The sequence below is a fragment of the Oceanomicrobium pacificus genome (assembly GCF_009833495.1).
Taxonomy (GTDB): Bacteria; Pseudomonadota; Alphaproteobacteria; order Rhodobacterales; family Rhodobacteraceae; genus Oceanomicrobium; species Oceanomicrobium pacificus.
Genome location: NZ_WUWG01000001.1, coordinates 538,084 through 553,464 on the forward strand (window position 1 = coordinate 538,084; position 15,381 = coordinate 553,464).

Here is a 15,381-nt window from a genome sequence, read left to right on the forward strand (position 1 = left end):
CTTATTGCCCTTTGTAATTGGGGGGTCGTTTCTCGAGGAAGGCGACAAGACCCTCCTGCCCATCCTCGGTGGCCTTGCAGAACCCGCCGGCGAGGCTTTCAAGCGTCGCACCGAGCAGGACACCGCCGGCCCCGTCGACAAGCTGTTTGGACACCTGCACCGAAAGCGGCGCATTGGCGGCGATCTGTTGTGCCAGTTCCTGCGCGCGGTCCATCAATGCGTCGGCCGGATGCAGTTCCGTCACCAGCCCCCAGTCGCGGGCCTGTCCGGCAGGGATCGTGTCACCGGTATAGATCATCTGAGACGCGCGCGCGCGGCCGATCAGTTTCGGCAGGCGCTGCGTCGCGCCCCAGCCGCAGACCGTGCCGATCCGGACTTCGGGGCTCGCAAAGACCGCCGTGTCCGCGGCAATGCAGAAATCGAATGCCAGCGCCAGTTCCAGACCGCCGCCAAGCGTGTAGCCGTTCAGCGCCCCGATCACCGGCACGCGGAGCGAGGCGATCCGGTCGATGAGCGCGTGACCGCCGCGCACCCAGTCGCGCCACGTATCCGCAGGGCCGAGCGCGCTGAAGGCGCCGATATCCGCCCCGACCGAGAAGGCCTTGCCGGTGCCGGTGACGATCACGGCGCGGGCGCTGGCATCGCGTTCGATTGCGCTGACGGCAGTGTCGAGCGCGGCCATCATGTCGGGGTCGATCGCGTTCAGTTTCTCCGGCCGGTTCAGCCGGATCGTGACGATGCCATCCGTAGTCTCGATTTGCAGCCTGTCGGTCATTGCACCTCTTTCTCGGTCGCGGCGGCCAGAAGGACCGCGCCCGTGCCCCAGGGGCGATGACCGGTCTCGATACATTCATAGCCGTTCGGGTCCTGCCAGCGAAGCCAGGTTTCACCCGACACCTGCAACAGTTCGCCATCCGCGGTGAAATAGGGGCGCGTCCCGTCCCAGCAGCGGTCGAACGCGGGTACGATTTCGCCCAGATCGACGCCTTTGGACGACGCCAGCTGCGCAGCATAGGCAAAGAGCAGCCCGCAGGATGTCTCCTCGTAGCTGTCGGCCCGTTCCATCTGCGTGCGCCAGAGCCCGTTTTCGGTCTGGAGCGGCCAGATATCCGCGAAGATGCGTTGCAGCTGCGCCTTGATCTGCCCGTTCTGCGGTTCCGGCACGCGGTCGGCAATCTCCGCCAGTGTCATCACGATCCAGCCGTTGCCACGCCCCCAGTATCCGGGGCTGGTTTCGCCCGTTTCGGGATTGAAGGACTGGTGGAACAGGTCCGACCCTTTGGCCGCCAGATGCGAAAGGTGGATATCGAGCTGTTTGAGCGCCTCGGTCCGATATCGCGGATCACCGGTGAGCTCGCTCGCCGCGACAAGCCCCGGGATCGAATAGTAGACCGTGTCGGCAAAGAGCCACGGAATGTCCTCCGTATGTTTCAGACCACCGACGGAGGTGCGCTGCGCGCGGTCGGTGACAAAATCACCGATGAATTTTGCAAGGTCCACAAGGCGCGGGTCGCCCGTCACCTCGTGCAGGGATTTGGCGAGCAGCATGATCCCCCAGCTGCCGCAAAAATGGGTCACGGGGATGCCCTGCTTGATCTCCAGCGCGTCGCGCCAGTGGTCGTGCAGGCTCATACCGCCCTTCAGGTGCCCGTCGACCCAGCCCGCGACCGTGTCCACATAGGTGCGGTTGTCGAGGCGACGCCCGAATTCGAGCAGGCCGAACATGGCGAGTGCCTCGCCCCAGTCGGTGATGATGTCGCTGTTCGCCGTGTCCCGCACAAGCCGGTCGGCCACGCGGCGGGCAAGGTCGGTATGGGAAAGGGTCTTGTCCTGCACATCTGCCGGCATGGGTCACATCACTCCGTATTTTTCAAAGGCTTCGGCGGCGCCCATGCCCGACAGGATGTCCTGCCGGACGGCCGATTCCGTGGCCTGCTTTTCAAGCGCGCGTTCGATCACCTCGTCCACAAGATCCGACGGGATCGCCACGACACCGTCGATATCACCGACCAGCATGTCGCCGGGATCGACCGTGACGCCGCCCAGTTCGACCCGCACCCCGTAGTCGATGACGCGGCCGCGGACACGCTGGTCCTGCGCATAGGGGCCGTGACCGAAGACCGGAAAGTCCATCTGCAGGATTTCCGCCGTATCACGGTAATAGCCGTTCAGCACAGCCCCCGTCGCGCCCTTGCGGGCGGCCAGCGTCGTCATCAGCCCGCCCCACATGGCGCAGGGCAAGGGCGCTCCGGTGGCCAGATAGATCTCGCCCGGTTCCAGATCGTCGATCGCATCGAACATCAGCCCGAAAGGCTTCGCATCGTCGAACGCGGCGGCTTCCAGAAGCGGCATGGCACGCCCGACAAGCTTGTCCTCGGGTCGCAGCGGCCGGATATGCGGCGGCAGGAACTGGTGCGTGAGGCCCATCGCGTCGAGCACATCTCCGATCAGCGCCGTGTTCAATTTGGTCTTGAGCGCCGCCACGCGGGGGGCATCACCGTCAGACATTGGTCAGATCCTTCTTCTGGTTTCCAGCGCCACGCCGGGGCGGCACGCCTGCCCTCAGCCCAGCAGCAATCCGGGCAGGAACATCGTGATTTGCGGAAAGATGATAAGCAGCGCGAGGATCACGATCATGACCCCCACAAGGATCAGCGTGTCCGCGAGCGCATCCTCCACCTCGATCCCGCCGATGGTGGAGGCAAGGAACAGGCAAAGCCCGTAGGGTGGCGTCACCAGCCCGATCGACACTGACACGGTGGCGATGATCCCGTATTGGACCGGATCGATGCCGAGCGCCGCGATCGAGGGCAGGAAGATCGGCCCGATGATGATCGCGACCACCAGCCCGTCGAGGAATGTGCCGAGCACGAGGAAGGTCAGCGCGATGGCGGCAAGCAGCAGCATCGGGTTGTCGATGGTCGAGGAGAGCTGCGCGATTTCGTAGGGCACGCGGTAATAGGCCAACATCCAGCCGAACACGCCGGCCGTGGCCACGCAAAAGAGCGACAGGCTCGAGATCCGCACCGTGTTCAGGAGCACCGAATAGAGGTTGCGGAACTTGATCGTGCGATAGACGACAACACCGAGGAAGAGCGCGTAGAGCACCGCGAGGATCGAGGCTTCCGTCGGTGTGAAGATGCCGAACATGATCCCGCCAAGGATAATGAGCGGCATCAAAAGCGGCAGGATCGCCTGGCGGGTGTTGCTCGCCACCTCGGGCAGGCTCTGGCGCGGTTCGGTCGGATAACCGCGCCGCTTGGCCAGCCAGACGATCACCGCCATCTGGCCTACACCGACAAGGATGCCGGGCAGGATGCCGCCGGCAAAAAGCGCGGACACGGACGTTCCGGTGATCGCGCCCCAGACCACCATCACGAGGCTTGGCGGAATGATGATCCCCATCACCGAGGATGCCGCCGTGATCGCGACTGAAAAGGGCACGTCATAGCCTTTTTCCTTCATCGCCGGGATGAGCACGCTGCCAACGCCCGCCGTGTCGGCGGTGGAGGAGCCGGAAATGCCGGCAAAGAGCATCGAGACCAGCACGTTCACATGCGCAAGCCCACCGCGCAGATGGCCGACGAACCCGTAGGCCATGCGGACCAGCTTCTCGGTCACGCGGGCCTCGTTCATCAGGTTTCCGGCGAGCAGGAAGAAGGGCACGGCGAGCAAGAGGAAACTGTCGAGCGCATTGTAGGAGCGGTGCACGACGATCCCGAAATCGAGACGCGGGTCGAGCAGGATCAGCGGCAGGCAGGCGACGGCCAGCGCGAAGGCGATCGGCACGCCGAGCGCAACGAGACCGATCAGGCCGCCGATCAGAAGGACAACTTCAAAAGACATGTCAGGAGACCTTGTCGGTCGGGTCGCCGGCGGAGGTGTCCGGGGCGGGGTGGAACAGGTTGTGCACAAGGAAGATGCACATCATCAGGCCGGATACGAAAATCGCGGCGAAGGTCCAGGTCAGCGGCAGGCCGGTGACGAGCGACACACGCGCCAGCCCCTTCACGAGGAAGGGCCATCCCTTGATGACGAAGATGAGCGCCACCGCACCCATGCAGCCGAAGCGGATCACGCGGGGGATGAAGGCGAGCTTCTCGGGAAAGAGCTTCGCGATGGCCTGAATGGCGAAATGCGACCGTTCGGCGACGCCGAGCGCGGCGCCGAGCATCACCATCCAGACGAAAAGCCCGCGGGAGGCCTCCTCGGTCCAGCCGAGCGACGCGCCGACCGGCAGCTGGCGGAAGATGATCTGGGCGCTGATCAGGATGACAAGCAGGCCAAGCACGATGACCAGCAGCCATTTCAACAGCGACAGGGTGGCCGCATACATGACGGACCTCGCTTGCAGGAATTGACGGGGGCGAAGCGGCGCGGGGCATGCGCCGCTTCGCCTGAAGGCACGTTTACTCGACGGCCTTGATCTTCTCGACGGTGGCGGTCAGGCCGGCATTTTCAAGCACCGGTTCAAGGGCGGCAGCAGCCGTGGCCTGGAACTTGTCCTTGTCGATCTCCTGCGCCTCGGCACCAAGCTCGGTGATCAGCTCGTTGAGCGTCTCCTGATCGAGCCCGTGCTCGATCTCGCGCTCATAGGCTGCCGCTTCCGCGCCGGCTTCGAGGATGATCTGCTTCTGCTCGTCGGTCAGGCGGTCCATCGTCTTGGCGCTGAAGATGAAGGGCCGCGTCACGATTTCATGCTGGGTGAGCGTGATATAGGGCGCCTGTTCGTAGAACTTCATGCGCTTGACCCATTCCGGCTCGTTCTCCAGCCCGTCGACAACGCCGAGCTGCAGGCCGTTATAGATCTCGCCATAGGCCAGAACGGTGGGCTGGATGCCGACCGAGCTCCACGCCGCGGAGAGCACTTCGGTCGGGTGCAGGCGGACTTTCAGACCGGCCGCATCGTCGAGCGTTTCCACCTTCTTGCGGGTCACGAGGTTGCGCACCGAACCGCCGAAATAGCCCAGGATCACCGTGTCGGCCTTGGCCGTCGTCATTTCGGAAAATTCGGCCCCGATCTCGCCGTCGACGACCTTGGTCCAGTGGTCATAGTCGCGGAACAGGAAGGGCACGCCGAAGACCTGAAGCTCGGGCACGAATTCGGCCAGAATGCTCGGGACGGCCGTGGTCATGTCGATGATGCCGCTCTGCACCTGCTCGACGCTCTCGGCGAGGTTGCCGAGTTGGCCATCGGGGTAGATCTCGACTTCCAGCTCGCCGCCGGACCGTTCCTTCACCAGTTCGGCGAATTTCTGGAGCCCTTGGCCCTGTGCGGTCTCGATCGGCCCGATCAGCGAGGCGCGGAGCGTCTCGGCCTGTGCGGCGATGGACCCGCCGATGAGCGTGCCGCAAAGTGCAACGGCGGTGACGGTGACTTTCATGAACATGAGTTCCTCCCTTGCGTTCATTTTTCGTCAGGATGATGTGCGTGTCAGACGGCGTGGCGTTCCGGTCGGATTCGGGGCGATGCATGTGTGGAATGCGATGCCGGCGGGGAACGCGGCCTGTCAGATATGGCCCTCAAACGTTTTAGTTAAACGTTTTATTCTCCATCACCCGCCTGAAGTCAAGGAAAAGATTGCGCATTGGCGCTGGTCGGGCCGGTCGAGACGGGGCACGATTGTGTGAAATATTATCAAATAAAATCAGACTACTGCCGCCATATCCGACTACGTGCCGTACTGGATGGGTCGACGAAAAACTGATGCGGGCCAATCGCGCTGCCCCCAGGATCGCGTGCGCGCACCCGAATCCGTGATCCAGTTAAACGTTCACTTTCCACAACAGAATGGTTCAGGCAGACTTGCGCGGAAAGAGTTGCGGCGTCAGGCGCACACGCTCCGGCGCGGCGTTCTCATGCGCGATCTTGTCGAGCAATGTCTTCGCCGCTCGCCCGCCGATGGCGCGCGGAAACAGTTCAACCGTCGTGAGCGGCGGGTTCCAGGCCGCGGACTCCGGGACATTGTCGAATCCGATGACGGCCACATCGGAACCGACTTTCCGGCCTGCCGCGTGGATGGCCGCATAAGCGCCGATGGCCACATAGTCGTTGAAACAGACGATCCCCTCGACGTCAGGCATGCGGTTCAGCAGGTCGGTGGCGGCCTCGTCCCCGAACTGGCGCGTCGCCGGTCCGGCCAGATCGGCCAGAAGCGTCAGGTCGGGATCCGCCTGGCGCATCGCATATTTCACACCCTCGAACCGCCCAATCCGGTTGGTATTGTCCGCGGCACCGCCGATGAAGGCGATGTTGCGCCGCCCCGCACCGAGAATGCGCCGCCCGGCAAGGACACCGGCCTCGAAATTGTCGAAACCGACGAAATCGGCGCCATATCCGGGCAGGTCACGCACGCACAGCACGAAGGGAATGCCATGTTCGCGGATCACGTCGAAGGCAGACCCGTCCGATCCGGTCGCAGCCGAGATGATGAGCCCTGCCACCCCCTGCCCGATCATCGTCTCGATCACGGATTGCTGGCGGGCGAGGTCGTCCTGCGTGTTGGCCATGACCGACAGGTAACCCGCGCCCGCGGCTTCCAGTTCCACATTGGCCGACAGTTCGGCGAAGAACGGGTTCGATATGTCATTGACGATGAGGCCGATCAGCAAGGACCGGCCGGATCGCAGGCGCGCGGCATTCTTGTTGAGGATAAAGCCCAGCGCCTTGGCGGAGCGGCGCACCTGACGGCGGGTTTCCTCGGAAATGCTGCCCTTGTCGTTCAGCACCAGCGAAACGGTGGCCGCCGACACGCCGGCATGTTCCGCCACCTGTTTGATGCTTACCCGTTTCTTCTGCACGTCGCGCCTCCGGACCGCGCCGCGCGGTCATGGCCCCACGACTTAAACCTTTTAGTCGCAAAGGCAAATGCGCGATGCACAGTCAGGTGTCGCGCGGCACTCATCCGTCACCTGCTCCGCCCGGGTCGCTATGGATGGCGCCCGTCAACCAGGCGGGCCAGTCCCGCTCGAAGAAGCTTTTTGCCTCTTCGTCAAACGCCCGGTTCGGGCGGGTGCGAAGCTCGAAACCGTCTCCGACCATCCGCAGGGTGATCTGCTCGCTCTGGTCTTCGGTCCGCTCGGACCGGAAGCGCACATCTGTCAGCGGGCCGAGACGCCCCTCCGGCAAGGCATCGCCATCGTCCGAACAGATCGCCCGCGCCCCGCGGCTGCCACCGCCTTGTTCGATGTAATGGTCGAGCGCGGTCGTCACCGCTTCCGACACGAGCGCCATTTGCCGCCATTGCACGGCACGGCCAACCTCGGACGGGCGGGCAATCTTGATCCCATCGCGGCGGATCTCCCCCATCAGCGCCCGCGCCGCGTCGCGCGCCGCGCGCACCCCGTCCGGTGTGCAGATGATGCCGACCCTGTCGCTCATCCGGGCCTGCACCGCGGCTCGGACGGCGCGGACGGAATGGGAACTGGCGGGATTGACGAGCGCCTCGACGGCGGCCACCGCCGGACCGGCCGAGGCCACTGGGTCGCCCGAGTATGGCGCATCGCCATCCAGCGTGCCGGCAATATGTTCCGCCGCGCGCGTGCCGAAAACCTGTCCGGCATTCAGCGCCGAACCCCCCGGACGTGTGACCCCGTGCGTGCCGGCAGCCTCGCCCACGGCATAGACGCCCGGCAAGGAAGAGCGCCCCCAGATATCGACCTTCACGCCGCCGTTCATATGCTGGTTGTTCACCGAAAATTCGAGCGGTTCGGCCGCAATGTCGACCTTGTAGCGGCGGTAAAGCTCGATCGCGAGCGGGTTCATGTGGCGCAGCCGGTCGATCGGCAGCGCCTGTCCGGCACCGGCCGTTTCGAGATAGGCGGCAACGTCATCATCCAGCCGGTCGAGGCTGAAGGGCATGTCGCCCGGCACCGGCTCCGGGTTGCGGTTGAAATCCATGTAGACCCGCCGGCCGGCCTGCGTTTCCCGCGCGATGGCCAGATCGACGAGGCTCGACTGGAAATCGAGCATACGCGAGGCATGGAAGGGCCACTGATAGCCCTTGCGGAAGATGTTGGAGGCCAATTCCTGCGTCGTCCGGTAATAGTCGCCGAGGAAATGGTGCTCCACGCCGTCCGCATCGACCGAGTAGACATGCGGGATAACCTGCACATAGGTGCCCGACAGGTTCCACGGGAAGCCTTCGCGGCGCGTGCTGATCCCGAACTGTGCCTCGGTGATGTTGGTGACGGTGATCCCGGCTTCCAGCGCCATGCCGAGAGAGCCGAAACAGCTGTTTGGAAAAACGCTGTCGCGGTAAAGCTCCCCGGGCCCGCCCGCCGCCAGAACCAAGGTCGGCGCCTGAAACAGCACCAGCCCGAAGAGATTGTCCTCCGACCGGTTTTTCGGTCGCGCGGCCAGAAGGCCGGTGGCGCGGCGCGCCTCCCCTTCCCCTTCGGTCAGGATCGTCAGCCCGGTCGTGTGGTTGAAGATCGGCACACCCAGACGCAGCGCCTCCTCGGCCAGCACCTTGACCATCAGGCGAGAGGTGCGCGGCCCGCAGCTTGTCGCGCGGCCCACCTCGTCATGGTCGGTCTGGTAGCGCAACGTGCCGCCGAGCCGGTCCTGCGGCAGGGGCAGGCCCAGATATTGCAGCGAGGCCATGGCGCGGCCGGATCCGACCGCCTCGATATAGGCCGTGTCCTCATCCATCGCACCACCTGCGCGAATCGCGCGGGCCATGGCCTTGTAGTCATCGCCGCGGTCAGCCGTGTTGGCCGTGTGCAGCGTCTGCTTGTCCGACCCCGAACAGGCCGAGGTCCCGCCCCAGGCGCTCTGGCTCACCACCACCACGTCGACCCCGCGGCGCTTCATTTCGACAGCGGCGCGCAGTCCCGCCGCACCGCTGCCCACCACGACACAATCGCAGGACAGGACCGGCAGCCTGTGGCCACCGACCTCGACCGTGTCATCGAACCCCGCTTCCGGCGGCAGGCGCGGCATGTCCACATCGGTCAGCGCGTCGAGGATCTCTTGGGGAACGGCATTGGTCACGTGTCGGAACCTTCTGGTCGTGCGGGCGCGCGCCCGGTCATTGGAGCCCGTGGTCTGCGCGCACAAGGTCGGCAGCCTTTTCCGCGATCATGATCGTGGCGGCATTGGTGTTGGAGGAGATGAGCGCGGGCATGATGGACGCATCCGCCACCCGCAGCCCGTCAATGCCACGGAAGCGCAGCGCGGTGTCGACGACCGCGGCATCATCGATGCCCATCCGGCAGGTGCCGACAGGATGGTGGTCGGTCTTTGCATGCGCGCAGGCATAGTCGAAATAGTCCGCATCCGTTCGCACATCCGGCCCCGGCAGGCGTTCCTGCTTCACGAACGGCGCCAGCCGTTTCTGGGCCATGATCTCCTGCGCGAGTTTCAACCCGCGGATGGCCATGTCACGGTCATACGGGTCCTGCCAGTAATTGGGGTCGATGAGCGGTGCTGCGGCGGGATCGGCGGATGCCAGCCGCACTGTGCCGCGCGAGCGCGGGCGCATGAAGGCTGAGTTGAGCGTGACCCCGCCGTCGGGCATGGCCGCGACACCTGCCTCGATCCCGGACCCGAGGCCGAGATGGAACTGGATGTCGGGCGAGCGTGCGTCCGGGTCGGCATACCAGAAGCCCCCCGTCTCGAAGAGGCTGGAGGCCACGGGACCGGACCGTGTGAAGATATATTGCAGTGCTGCCAGCGCAGACAGATGTGGTTTGGCAAACCGGTCGTATGTATGCGGGCCGGAACATTCGGCAATGACGAACAGGTCGAGATGGTCCTGCAGGTTCGACCCCACGGACGGCTGGTCGAAGCGCACCGGAATGTCGAGCGCCGACAGATGGTCCGCCGGCCCGATACCGGACAGCATCAGGAGTCGCGGGCTGCCAAACGCACCGGAGGAGAGGATCACCTCGCCGGTGGCGCGGACCACGCCGTCGCCGGCCAGTTCGACGCCGACGGCGCGGCCGTCCTCCACCACGATCCGCGCGACCTGGGCGCCGGTGCGGATCGTCAGGTTCGGCCGGTGCCGTGCGGGACCAAGAAACGCCACGGCGGCAGACGAGCGGCGACGGTTGCGCTGGGTGAGCTGGTAATAGCCCACCCCATCCTGACTTTCGCCGGTCAGGTCGTGATTGCGCGGAATGCCGAGCGCGGCCGCGGCCTCGAAAAACGCCTCGCAGATCGGCAGCGGGGCTGCCGGCTGGCTGACGCCGAGCGGCCCGCCCGTGCCGTGATAGCGGTTGTCATGCGTGTCATTGTCTTCGGACTTGCGGAAATAGGGCAGCACGTCCTCATAACCCCAGCCCTCGCAGCCCATCTGCCGCCAATCGTCATAATCCTGCGCGTTCCCGCGCGTGTAGATCTGCGCATTGATGGTCGAACCGCCGCCCAGAACCTTCGCCTGGGTGAAGGGGATCACCATGTCTTTCATGTGGCGCTGGGGGACTGTCTTCCAGCCCCAGCTGCCGATGCCCTTCGTCATTTTCGCGAAACCGGCAGGCAGGTGGTAGTAGGGATGCCGGTCGCGCGGTCCGGCCTCGAGTAGAAGCACGCGGGCCTCGGGCCGCTCCGACAGGCGCGCGGCCAGAACCGACCCGGCGGAGCCGCCGCCCACGATGATGAAATCATAATCCTGTGTCACGCTCTGCGTTCCTGTCGTCGCCCTTCACCTGCCAGGCAGGATAGCCCTGCCTCCGGTGTCGCAGACAAGCCCCCTTCGCGGCAAGCCCGCGGCTGCGCAGCCATACCCGTTCAGGCGCCGCTCCCGTTGGCGACGGCAAGGGCCACGGGCGGGGCCGAGCCACTGGCTGCGGCATGGAAAATCGCCTCCTCGCTGTCCGGATCGAAAAGCACCACCGCGCGCGTGTCGACGTTGAGCGGCACCACCGTTCCGGGGCGCGCCGATGTGCGGGCGGAAAAGCGCGCGACCATTTCCTCCTCCCCTCCGGTGAGGTTCGACTGCAGCACCGCGATTGTGTCGGCGCCTGTCGGCTCCAGGATTTCGAGCGGCCATTCGATCTGCTGGTAGGTGCCGTCGCGGGTCTCCGATTCCGCATCCACCATGGCTTCGGGCCGCACGCCGATCACGACGCGTTTGCCGTCATAGCGGGCGGCAAGCGCATCGGGCACCGGCAGATGCAGACTGACAGACCCGCCGTCGGGCCGGGTGATCCCGAGCGTCGCGCCACCGGCATCCGCCGCCAGCACCCCTTCCATGAAATTCATCGAGGGCGACCCCATGAACCCGGCCACGAACATGTTGGCAGGCAGGTTGTAGACGTCATCGGGCGCGCCGACTTGTTGCACCTCGCCGCCGCGCAGCACGACGATCTTGGTCGCCAGCGTCATGGCTTCGATCTGGTCATGGGTGACATAGACCATCGTCGTGCCGAGCGTCCGGTGCAGTTTCTTGATCTCGGTCCGCATCACGACGCGCAGTTTGGCGTCGAGGTTCGAGAGCGGCTCGTCGAACAGGAAGATTTGGGGATCGCGCACCAGCGCACGGCCCATCGCCACGCGCTGGCGCTGCCCGCCCGAGAGCTGCCGCGGCTTGCGGTCGAGATAGTCCGTCAGGTGCAGAAGCTCCGCCACACGTTCGGCCTCGGCCCGGCGGTCGGCCTTGCTGACGCCCCGCGCTTCGAGCGGAAAGGCGATGTTTTCCCACACGCTCAGGTTCGGGTAGAGCGCGTAGGTCTGGAACACCATGGCGATGTCGCGGTCCTTGGGGTGCAGCCCGCTCACGTCCCGCCCGTCGATCCGGATCTCGCCGCTGTCATTGGCCTGCAGTCCGGCAATCGCGTTCAGAAGCGTCGACTTCCCGCAGCCCGACGGCCCGACAAGGACCAGGAATTCGCCATCCTCGGCCGCGATGTCGATGCCCTTGAGCACCTCCACCGATCCGAAGCTTTTGCGTACATTGACAATTTCAAGAGTAGCCATGGTTCAGCCCTTGACTGCGCCCGCCATCAGCCCGCGCAGGAAGTAACGTCCTGCGACAAGGTAGACAGCGAGGGTTGGAAGACCGGCGATAATGGCTGCCGCCATATCGACATTGTAGCGTTTGACCCCGTTCGCGACCTCGACGAAATTGTTGAGTGCAACCATGACCGTCGCGCTTTCCAGCTTGGTCATGGTGCTCGCGAACAGGAAATCGTTCCACGTGTTGGTGAACTGCCAGATGATGCTGACGATCATGATCGGCACCGAACTGGGCAGCGCGACCCGCCAGAAGAAGCGGAAATAGCCGATCCCGTCGATCTTGGCCGCATTCACCAGATCCATCGGGAAGCTGACGAAGAAGTTGCGGAAATAGAGCGTGGTGAAGGGCAGACCGTAGACGATGTAGGTGAAGGTCAGCCCCACGAGCGAGGAAGACCAGCCGATCCAGCCAAGGAAGGAGGCCATCGGCAGGAGCACGATCTGGAACGGGATGAAGGCCCCGAAGAGCAGCAGCCCGAAGAAGAGCTCCGACCCTTTGAACCGCCAGAGCGAGAGCGCATAGCCGTTGAGCGCACCGATCGCGGTCGGGATGATCGTGGCCGCGGTGGAGGCGATGAGCGAATTCCACATGAAGGGCGCCATGCCCCGGCATTCCGTGCCGACGCAGGCATTGTTCCACGCCTCCGACCAGCCGTAGAAATCGAGTTTCTTCGGCAGGTTCATCAATCCGCCCGCAAGGATTTCCTCGAGGCTCTTCACCGAGGTGACGACCATCACGTAGAGCGGCGCGAGATAGAAAAGCATGAAGCCGATCAGCACCCCGTAGAGCGCCACGCGCAAAAGCCGGTCGGTCAGGCTGCGTTGGCCAAGCACAATATCGTTCATGACGTGCGGCTCCGGTTGTGCGAGCGCAGCTCGCTGTAGAGATAGGGCACGATCACGGCCGCAATGGTGAAGAGCATCATCGTGGCGCTGGCCGCGCCGATCGCGATGCGGCTTCGGTCGAACGCATAGTCGTACATGAAGGTCGACGGCAGATCGGTGGCCGTGCCCGGCCCGCCATTGGTCAGCGCGATGACAAGGTCATAGCTCTTGATGGCCATGTGCAGCAGGATCACGACGGCGGTGAAGAAGGCCGGGCGCAACTGCGGAATGATGATCCGGCGATAGATCCGCCATGTGCTGGCCCCGTCCATCATCGCCGATTGCATGATCGAAGGGTCGATGCCGCGCAGCGACGCGAGAAATATCGCCATGATGAAGCCGGAACTTTGCCAGACGGCGGCCAGAACGACCGTGTAGATCGCCCTGTCGCGCCGCACGAGCCAGTCGAATTGCGCCTCCACGAAACCCCAGTCATGCAGGAGCGATTCGATCCCCAGCCCGGGGTTCAGGATCCATTTCCATGCCGTCCCGGTCACGATGAAGCTGAGCGCCATCGGGTAGAGGATCACCGTGCGGATCGTGCCTTCATGCCGGATGCGCTGGTCGAGCAGGATCGCAAGGACCAGCCCGATCACGGTCGCGATGGCGATGAAAAGGCCCGAGAAAACGAAGAGATTGTTGACCGCGATGCCCCAGCGGCGCATCGACCAGAGCTTCACCCACTGCTCGAACCCCACGAACGTGTAGTCGGGGATGAGCTTCGATGCGCTCATAGACGTATAGATCGTCAGCGCGATGAACCCGTAGATGAACACCGCACCGAGGATGCCCGTGGGCAGGAGCGTCAGCCAGGGCAGGTTGCGGCCGACCCATGTTGTGCCCGTGCGCAGGGTCCGGGGCTTCGGGGCCGCTTTTGCCGCGGCCGGGAGATGCTCAGAAATTGCCATTGTCCGTGCTTCGCTGGAAAGTCGTGAACCGGACCAGCGCGCCTAGGGAACCGCACCGGCCCGGTCAGGAGAAGGGCGCCGCAGGAGGGCGGCGCCCCGGGGGAAGCGTCAGAGGCTGTCGAGCCCGTCGATCAGGATCTCGATCCCTTCATCGACGCTCATGTCGGGCGTGTTGACGAATTCCGACAGCGTGTCACGGAAGACACCTTGCACGTCGCTGCGCGCCGAATGGGCGAAGCCGAGCGAGGCGACAAGGCCGCCGCGCGCATTGGCCCGTTCGGCCCGCGCGATCGAGTCGCGGGTGCAATCGTCCCAGTCGGCATTGTCCACATCGGTCCGGACCGGCAGCCCGTTCTTGATCAGACTGAAATCATGCTGGAACTGCTGCTCCATGACGGCGGAGGCAAAAGCCTGCTGCGCGGCATTGTCGGCTTCGCCCTCGATCTTGGGGAAGAAGAAGAAGTCGGCCAGCCAGACAAACATGTCGTTGGATCCGGGCGTCGGGAAACAGATGAAATCCACACCGGCTTGCTGGCCCTGCGCCACGCGCCAGCCCTTGGCCCAGTCGCCCATCCAGGACATGGCCGCCTCGCCGTTCAGGACCATGGCCTGAGCCTGGGTCCATTCGCGGCCCGGCGAGCCTTCGTCGAGCTGCTGGGAATACCAGCGCAGGCGCTCCATCGCCTCGCGGAACATCGGCCCTTCGAGGGTTTCACGATCCTGCTCGAACGCCACCTTGCGGTAGAAGTCTGGGTCGTCGAAGCTGACAAGGATACCGTCGAAGATCGCCGTGTCCTGCCAGGGCTGTCCGCCATGGGCAATGGGCGTGATGCCGGCCGCCTTGAAGGTTTCGGCCGCGGCGACAAGCTCGTCCCAAGTCTGCGGCACGGCCACGCCATGTTCGTCGAAAATCGCCTTGTTGCCCCAGACCCAGTTGATCTGCGACCAGACGGCGGGCACGGCCACGGTGCTGCCATCCACATTCATGAACGGGTGCAGCGGCTCGGGCACCAGGTCGTACCAGCCCTCTTCCTCGGCCAGAGCGGTCAGATCGCCCAGAATGCCGGTCTCGGCCCATTCGTTCACCTCGGTGCCGAGCGCCTGCATCACTGCCGGCGGATCGCCGGCCTGCACGCGGGTGCGGAAGAGCGTGCGCGCGTTGGTGCCCGCGCCGCCGGCCGAGGCCGCGTCGATCCATTCGATGCCCTGGGCTTCGATGTTGCTGCGCAGAAGTTCGATCCCGGCCAGTTCTCCGCCCGATGTCCACCAGTGGATGATGTCGAGCTTGCCCTCGGCCATGGCGCTCGTCGCAGCGCTCAGGGCGATGGTGCCGGATGCGATAAGCGCGGTGGTTGTCCGCAAGAATTTCATTTTGTCCTCCCGTTGGTCGTCGCCGCAATGGCGCGATAAAACGTTTAAACAACTGAGTCGGATTTCTGTCAAGCCGCATTGAGCACCGCGATCGGGCCAGGAAACGCGGCCAGCGAGGCTGCGCGTAGCATTTCCGGCACAGAAAGCGCTTATTTTAAAGTGGGTATGGCAACCCCCGAACGCACAGGCGCGGATTGGGGTGATGGCCAAGACCAAGCCTGACGCAGGCTGGTCAAAGGCAGCAATGCGATAAAATGG

At 64.4% G+C, this 15,381-nt stretch carries 13 protein-coding genes; all 13 read right to left on the reverse strand.

The features are described 5' to 3' along the window. Window position 1: 1 nt before the first annotated feature. Window positions 2–775, reverse strand: coding sequence for an enoyl-CoA hydratase/isomerase family protein (locus GSH16_RS02735; protein ID WP_160851618.1), 774 nt, complete (start codon window positions 773–775; stop codon window positions 2–4). Next, window positions 772–1,848, reverse strand: coding sequence for a glycoside hydrolase family 88 protein (locus GSH16_RS02740; RefSeq protein ID WP_160851621.1), 1,077 nt, complete (start codon window positions 1,846–1,848; stop codon window positions 772–774). Before GSH16_RS02740 ends, GSH16_RS02735 begins: the two co-directional genes overlap by 4 nt. Window positions 1,849–1,851: 3 nt before the next feature. Next, the gene (locus GSH16_RS02745; RefSeq protein WP_160851623.1) at window positions 1,852–2,508 is read right to left on the reverse strand and encodes an RraA family protein; all 657 of its coding nucleotides are present in this window, start codon (window positions 2,506–2,508) and stop codon (window positions 1,852–1,854) included. Between the two features lie 54 nt (window positions 2,509–2,562). Beyond that, window positions 2,563–3,846, reverse strand: a complete 1,284-nt coding sequence (locus GSH16_RS02750) for a TRAP transporter large permease (RefSeq protein ID WP_160851625.1) — start codon at window positions 3,844–3,846, stop codon at window positions 2,563–2,565. Between the two features lies 1 nt (window position 3,847). After that, entirely contained in the window at window positions 3,848–4,336 is a 489-nt protein-coding gene (locus GSH16_RS02755) for a TRAP transporter small permease (RefSeq protein WP_160851628.1), read from the reverse strand. 73 nt (window positions 4,337–4,409) lie between these two features. Beyond that, a complete protein-coding gene (locus GSH16_RS02760) occupies window positions 4,410–5,390 on the reverse strand; it encodes a TRAP transporter substrate-binding protein (protein ID WP_160851630.1) in 981 nt (326 codons plus the stop codon). A gap of 406 nt (window positions 5,391–5,796) precedes the next feature. Then, the gene (locus GSH16_RS02765; RefSeq protein WP_160851632.1) at window positions 5,797–6,801 is read right to left on the reverse strand and encodes a LacI family DNA-binding transcriptional regulator; all 1,005 of its coding nucleotides are present in this window, start codon (window positions 6,799–6,801) and stop codon (window positions 5,797–5,799) included. Window positions 6,802–6,901: 100 nt separating this feature from the next. Then, the gene (locus GSH16_RS02770; RefSeq protein ID WP_160851635.1) at window positions 6,902–8,995 is read right to left on the reverse strand and encodes an FAD-binding protein; all 2,094 of its coding nucleotides are present in this window, start codon (window positions 8,993–8,995) and stop codon (window positions 6,902–6,904) included. 37 nt (window positions 8,996–9,032) lie between these two features. Then, window positions 9,033–10,622 (reverse strand): GMC family oxidoreductase, encoded by a 1,590-nt coding sequence (locus GSH16_RS02775; protein WP_160851637.1) that lies wholly within the window; start codon window positions 10,620–10,622, stop codon window positions 9,033–9,035. A gap of 110 nt (window positions 10,623–10,732) precedes the next feature. Continuing rightward, window positions 10,733–11,920: an ABC transporter ATP-binding protein gene (locus GSH16_RS02780; RefSeq protein ID WP_160851639.1), complete on the reverse strand. Its 1,188-nt coding sequence runs from the start codon at window positions 11,918–11,920 to the stop codon at window positions 10,733–10,735. 3 nt (window positions 11,921–11,923) lie between these two features. Continuing rightward, window positions 11,924–12,805, reverse strand: coding sequence for a carbohydrate ABC transporter permease (locus tag GSH16_RS02785; protein ID WP_160851641.1), 882 nt, complete (start codon window positions 12,803–12,805; stop codon window positions 11,924–11,926). Next, window positions 12,802–13,752 (reverse strand): carbohydrate ABC transporter permease, encoded by a 951-nt coding sequence (locus tag GSH16_RS02790; RefSeq protein WP_160851643.1) that lies wholly within the window; start codon window positions 13,750–13,752, stop codon window positions 12,802–12,804. The genes GSH16_RS02785 and GSH16_RS02790 overlap by 4 nt, the downstream gene beginning before the upstream one ends. Before the next feature lie 108 nt (window positions 13,753–13,860). Beyond that, entirely contained in the window at window positions 13,861–15,123 is a 1,263-nt protein-coding gene (locus GSH16_RS02795) for an ABC transporter substrate-binding protein (protein ID WP_160851645.1), read from the reverse strand. Window positions 15,124–15,381: the final 258 nt, after the last annotated feature.

What these genes read in the sequence shown, in the direction of transcription:
- GSH16_RS02735 (WP_160851618.1), bottom strand. Translation starts at nt 775, where the DNA reads ATGACCGACAGGCTGCAAATCGAGACTACGGATGGCATCGTCACGATC.
- GSH16_RS02785 (WP_160851641.1), bottom strand. Translation starts at nt 12,805, where the DNA reads ATGAACGATATTGTGCTTGGCCAACGCAGCCTGACCGACCGGCTTTTG.
- GSH16_RS02750 (WP_160851625.1), bottom strand. Translation starts at nt 3,846, where the DNA reads ATGTCTTTTGAAGTTGTCCTTCTGATCGGCGGCCTGATCGGTCTCGTT.
- GSH16_RS02780 (WP_160851639.1), bottom strand. Translation starts at nt 11,920, where the DNA reads ATGGCTACTCTTGAAATTGTCAATGTACGCAAAAGCTTCGGATCGGTG.
- GSH16_RS02740 (WP_160851621.1), bottom strand. Translation starts at nt 1,848, where the DNA reads ATGCCGGCAGATGTGCAGGACAAGACCCTTTCCCATACCGACCTTGCC.
- GSH16_RS02745 (WP_160851623.1), bottom strand. Translation starts at nt 2,508, where the DNA reads ATGTCTGACGGTGATGCCCCCCGCGTGGCGGCGCTCAAGACCAAATTG.
- GSH16_RS02795 (WP_160851645.1), bottom strand. Translation starts at nt 15,123, where the DNA reads ATGAAATTCTTGCGGACAACCACCGCGCTTATCGCATCCGGCACCATC.
- GSH16_RS02755 (WP_160851628.1), bottom strand. Translation starts at nt 4,336, where the DNA reads ATGTATGCGGCCACCCTGTCGCTGTTGAAATGGCTGCTGGTCATCGTG.
- GSH16_RS02790 (WP_160851643.1), bottom strand. Translation starts at nt 13,752, where the DNA reads ATGGCAATTTCTGAGCATCTCCCGGCCGCGGCAAAAGCGGCCCCGAAG.
- GSH16_RS02760 (WP_160851630.1), bottom strand. Translation starts at nt 5,390, where the DNA reads ATGTTCATGAAAGTCACCGTCACCGCCGTTGCACTTTGCGGCACGCTC.